This window comes from Streptosporangium minutum (assembly GCF_002149035.1).
Classification (GTDB): domain Bacteria; phylum Actinomycetota; class Actinomycetes; order Streptosporangiales; family Streptosporangiaceae; genus Streptosporangium; species Streptosporangium minutum.
In genome coordinates this window covers 1-4,814 of the sequence record NZ_NGFP01000404.1, presented here as the reverse complement: position 1 = coordinate 4,814, position 4,814 = coordinate 1, and the positions used below count along the sequence as shown (strand labels likewise).

At 70.3% G+C, this 4,814-nt stretch carries 5 protein-coding genes; all 5 read right to left on the bottom strand.

Annotation, left to right across the window (positions count from 1 at the left end; genetic code table 11):
• Positions 1–330 precede the first annotated feature (330 nt).
• On the bottom strand, positions 331–1,260 hold the full coding sequence (gene lipA / locus CA984_RS42600) for a lipoyl synthase (protein WP_086578981.1): 930 nt from the start codon (positions 1,258–1,260) through the stop codon (positions 331–333).
• A gap of 270 nt (positions 1,261–1,530) precedes the next feature.
• Positions 1,531–2,208: a lipoyl(octanoyl) transferase LipB gene (gene lipB, locus CA984_RS42595; RefSeq protein ID WP_086578980.1), complete on the bottom strand. Its 678-nt coding sequence runs from the start codon at positions 2,206–2,208 to the stop codon at positions 1,531–1,533.
• Between the two features lie 28 nt (positions 2,209–2,236).
• Positions 2,237–2,974 (bottom strand): Type 1 glutamine amidotransferase-like domain-containing protein, encoded by a 738-nt coding sequence (locus CA984_RS42590; protein ID WP_086578979.1) that lies wholly within the window; start codon positions 2,972–2,974, stop codon positions 2,237–2,239.
• Between the two features lie 38 nt (positions 2,975–3,012).
• Positions 3,013–3,909 (bottom strand): TIGR01777 family oxidoreductase, encoded by an 897-nt coding sequence (locus CA984_RS42585; RefSeq protein ID WP_086578982.1) that lies wholly within the window; start codon positions 3,907–3,909, stop codon positions 3,013–3,015.
• Positions 3,910–4,047: 138 nt separating this feature from the next.
• Positions 4,048–4,814, bottom strand: a 767-nt coding sequence (locus CA984_RS42580) for a 2-oxo acid dehydrogenase subunit E2 (RefSeq protein ID WP_207621258.1), incomplete at its 5' end; no start/stop codon positions are given.

The window sequence follows — 4,814 nt, the reverse complement described above, 5'->3', positions numbered from 1 at the left end:
GGGGGAGGGGTGGGACCAGCCGCCTGAGCCCTATCTCGGGGAGGGCGGGCAGCGACCACAGGTCCGCGCCGGTCGGCAGACGCACCTTGGCGCTCAGGTCAAGTCGCCCGATCAGGCCCTCGATGTCTACCGGGACAGCCTCACCCAGCAAACCGAGCAGTCAGCAGATTTCTTGACCATAACGTTATAAATCTACCGTCGCCCCGGCCGTGGAGCCCACCCCGGAAGACGCCTCACCGACGGACAGCACGCGCCCCTGGAAACGGAGGGCCCCTGGAAACGGAAGGGCCCCGCGCGGGAGGCGCGGGGCCCGATGCCGGGACGGGGGGATCAGGCGTGCTGGCGCGCCTCGATGGCCTGCTTGTAGAGGCGTCCCGCCCGGTAGGAGGAACGGACCAGCGGGCCGGACAGGACTCCGGCGAAACCGATGGCCTCGGCCTCCTTCTGGAGCTCCACGAACTCCTCGGGCTTCACCCAGCGGTCCACCGGGTGGTGGCGCGGGGTGGGACGCAGATACTGGGTCACCGTCAGCAGGTCACAGCCGGCCTCGTGGAGGTCGCGCATGGCCTGGACGATCTCCTCGCGCTCCTCGCCCATGCCGAGGATCAGGTTGGACTTGGTCACCAGGCCGGCCTCGCGGGCCTTGGTGATCACTCCCAGGGACCGCTCGTAACGGAACCCCGGGCGGATGCGCTTGAAGATCCGCGGCACGGTCTCGACGTTGTGCGCGAACACCTCGGGCGCGGCGGAGAAGACCTCCTCGAGCTGGCCCTGGTCCCCGTTGAAGTCGGGCACCAGCAGCTCGACGCCGCAGCCGGGCAGCAGCGCGTGGATCTGCCTGGCGGTCTCGGCGTACAGCCAGGCGCCGCCGTCCGGCAGGTCGTCACGGGCGACCCCGGTCACGGTCGCGTAGTTGAGGCCCATCTGCCGGACCGACTCGGCCACCCGCCGCGGCTCGTCGGTGTCGTACTCCTTGGGCTTGCCGGTGTCGATCTGGCAGAAGTCACATCGCCTGGTGCACTGGTCGCCGCCGATGAGGAAGGTGGCCTCGCGGTCCTCCCAGCACTCCGAGATGTTGGGACATCCGGCTTCCTGGCAGACGGTGTGCAGACCTTCGCGTTTGACCAGCGCCCGCAGCTCGGTGTGGTTGGGACCGGTCCTGAACTTGGTCTTGATCCACTCGGGCTTCTTCTCGATGGGGGTCTCGGCGTTGCGGACCTCCAGGCGGAGGAGCTTTCGGCCTTCCGGAGCAACGGTCATGCGACCTCCTTCGTCGGTCGCGGGACCGAGGTGCTGTGTCTATTCGCTCGCTCGCTACGCTCGCTCACCGCCCCAGCTTATGTCCCGCCGGAGAATGACCACACATGCGGGGGGTGGTGGTGCAGACCCGCACATGTGGGGCGTTCGTTCGGGTCCGCGCCCGCGTCGAAGGAGGCCCCGTCGCGGGCCGGGCCGGTGTGGCCGTACCGGCGGGGTGCCCCGTGGCGCCGGGGCCGTACGGCGTGCCGTCCCGGCCGCCCGAGCGGGGGCTCAGCGCCGGAAGAGCTCCTCCTCGGGGAGCTCGAAGGCCCGCGCGCCGAGCGCCTCGGCCAGGTGCTTCTCGGCGTACGGCATGACCTCGTCGACCACGATCCTGCGGCCGGTCTCGGCCGACAGCGAGGAGACCCCGGCGTCGCTGATCCCGCACGGGACGATCCGGTTGTACCAGCTCGGGTCGTTGGAGCAGTTGAGCGCGAACCCGTGCATCGTGACACCCCCCGCGACCCTGATGCCGATCGCGCCGACCTTCCGGTCGGGCAGGCCGTGCGAGGGGTCCCCGGCCACCCAGACGCCGCTGCGCCCCTCCACCCGGCCGGCCTGCACGCCGAAGTCGGCGCAGACGTGGATGAGCGTCTCCTCCAGGAGCCGGACGTAGGAGATCACATCCAGCGGCGCACCGAGCTTGACGATCGGATAGCCCACGAGCTGGCCGGGACCGTGCCAGGTGATCCGGCCGCCCCGGTCCACGTCGATGACCGGGGTGCCGTCGGAGGGCCGTTCGTTCGGGGCGGTGCGTTTGCCGGCCGTGTAGACCGGCGCGTGTTCGAGCATCAGGCAGGTGTCGGGGATCTCGCCGGCCACCCGGCGGGCATGGATCCGCCGCTGAAGATCCCATGCCTGCTCGTAGGGGAAGTCAACGCCAAGACGGACTATCGCCAGGTCACTCACGTCTCAAGAGTAGTTGACCCGTTCGTGGTCATGACGTGAGAAGGCGAGGCTCGATGCGGAACTCCTTCACCCCGTCGGTCCCGTCGTGCTCGATCCGGTAGGCGTAGCCCTCCGGATCCACGGTGACGGCCTGGATGAACTCGGTGCCCACGTAGTGGAGCGCGACGCCCTCGTCGGCGGCGTAACCGCCGGGCAGCTCGCCCGAGGCCACCGACTCGTGCAGCAGCGTGCGGCGCTGCGGGTCGGAGTTGTAGTGAACGCCACACGAGTAGGGCAGCAGCCCCAGGCCGTCGGACCACGTCCGCAGCGTCGGCCCGAAGGAGTCGGTGTTGCCCCCCACGTGCCAGCACAGCGCCCCCGCGCTCTGCCCGGACAGCACCACGCCCGCCCGCCACGCCTCCTCGAACGCCTCGTCCAGGCCGTGCAGCCGCCACAGCGCCGCCAGGTTGGCCACGCTGCCGCCACTGACGTAGATGACGTCCTGGCTCAGGATCCACTCGCGCGGATCCTCGACGTTGGGCATCGGGAACACGGTCAGATGGCTGATCTCGACGTCCCAGTCGCGGAACGCGCCGTACATCTTCAGCAGCCAGTCGGAGTCGTCTCCCGTGGCGGTGGCCAGCAGGCCCAGCTTGGGCCGGTCCTGGCCGGTCAGGTCAAGGGCGTACCGCAGCAGCGCGCTCGCCTCGATGAATCCGTGGCGCTGGGACTGACGGAAGGAGCCGCCCCCGATGGCGAGGATATGAGACTGCCCGGACCTGCCCATACGTCATCTCTCCAATGGCTTCGGTGGAAACAGGGACCCTAGAGTACGGCGGCGAGTGCCTCGTTGAGACCCATATGCCGGAACGCATGACCGGCCTCGAGCAGGCGCCGCGGAACCACCCGCTGCCCCGTCAGCACCCCCTCCTCCGCGAACCCCCCGATGGCCGTACGCAGCACGAACCCGGGCACGGCGAGCGGCATCGTGGGCCGGTGCACCGCCTCCCCGAGCGCCCTGGTGAACTCCGCGTTGGTGACCGGCTCCGGCGCGGTCAGGTTCACCGGACCGGAGATCTCCGGGTCCTTCAGGACGCGCTGTACGGCACGCACCCAGTCGTCGATCGAGATCCACGACCAGTACTGCTCTCCCGACCCCAGGGGCGCTCCCAGGCCCAGCTTGAAGACCGGCAGGATCCTGGGCAGCATGCCGCCGTCGCGGCTCAGCACCAGGCCGGTGCGGAGCCGGGCCACCCGGATGCCCGCCTCCTCGGCGGGCGCCGTCTCGGCCTCCCAGGGCACCACCACTTCCTGCGCCAGGAACCCCGAGCCCGGCGGCGACGTCTCGTCCACCTCGCGGTCACCGGTGTCGCCGTAGAAGCCGATCGCCGAGCCGGACAGCAGCGCCGCCGGCCTGGCGGACAGCTCCGTCAGCGCCTTCACCAGCGTCCTGGTCCCCTCGACCCGGCTGCGGACCACCTCGCGCCTGAAGTCGTCGTTCCAGCGCCGGTCGCCGATCCCCGCTCCGGCGAGATGGACCACGGCCTCGGCGCCCTCCAGGGCCGCCGGGTCGACGAGCCCCTTGGCCGGGTTCCAGAACGACTCGTCCGCGCCTTGCGGCGCCCGCCGCACCAACCGGACCACCCGGACGCCGTCGGCCCGCAGAGCCCTGACCAGAGCCGATCCCAGCAGGCCCGAGGACCCGGTAACGATGATCGCCATGTCGTCCAATCTAGTCGACCTCCCCCGGAGGACTTCGGGAGGACGGCGGTCATCGGATGCGCCACCGGGGAGAAGACCCCGTGGAACGAGCCGGGCCGGCCCGCGGAGCGCGGACCGGCCCGGTGGGACGAGAAGGGACTAGGCGTTGAGGCCCAGCTGGTTCTCGAAGCGGCCCTCCTCGAGACGACGCTTGATCGTCGTCAGGAAGCGGGCGGCGTCGGCGCCGTCGACCAGGCGGTGGTCGTAGCTGAGCGCGAGGTACACCATCGAGCGGACGGCGATGACCTCGCCCTCGGCGGTGTCCAGGACCACCGGGCGCTTGACGACCGCGCCGGTGCCCAGCATGCCGACCTGCGGCTGGTTGAGGATCGGCGTGTCGAACAGCGCGCCGCGGCTGCCGGTGTTGGTCAGCGTGAACGTGCCGCCGCCGAGCTCGTCCGGGCTCACCTTGTTGGTGCGGGTGCGCTCGGCCAGATCGGCGATCTTACGGGCCAGGCCGGCGATGTTGAGGTCGCCCGCGTCCTTGATCACCGGGACGAGCAGGCCGCGCTCGGTGTCCGTCGCGAAGCCGAGGTGCTCGGCGTCGAAGTAGGTGACCTCGTTGGTCTCGCTGTTGATCGTGGCGTTCAGCTTCGGGTGCTGCTTGAGCGCCTCGATCGCGGCGAGGGCGAAGAACGGCATGAACGAGAGCTTGACGCCCTCGCGCCGCTGGAACTCGGCCTTCGCCCGGTCGCGCAGCTGTGCGATCTTGGTGACGTCGACCTCGACCACGGAGGTGAGCTGGGCCGAGACCTGCAGCGACTCGACCATGCGCTTGGCGATGGTCTGACGCAGGCGCGACATCTTCTCGGTACGGCCACGCAGCGTGGTGTCCACCGCGACCGGCTCGGGGGCCTGGGCGGGGG

Excerpts from the sequence above, each read along its gene's own strand:
- CA984_RS42590 (WP_086578979.1), bottom strand. The coding sequence starts at position 2,974 with ATGGGCAGGTCCGGGCAGTCTCATATCCTCGCCATCGGGGGCGGCTCC.
- lipA (WP_086578981.1), bottom strand. The coding sequence starts at position 1,260 with ATGACCGTTGCTCCGGAAGGCCGAAAGCTCCTCCGCCTGGAGGTCCGC.
- CA984_RS42585 (WP_086578982.1), bottom strand. The coding sequence starts at position 3,909 with ATGGCGATCATCGTTACCGGGTCCTCGGGCCTGCTGGGATCGGCTCTG.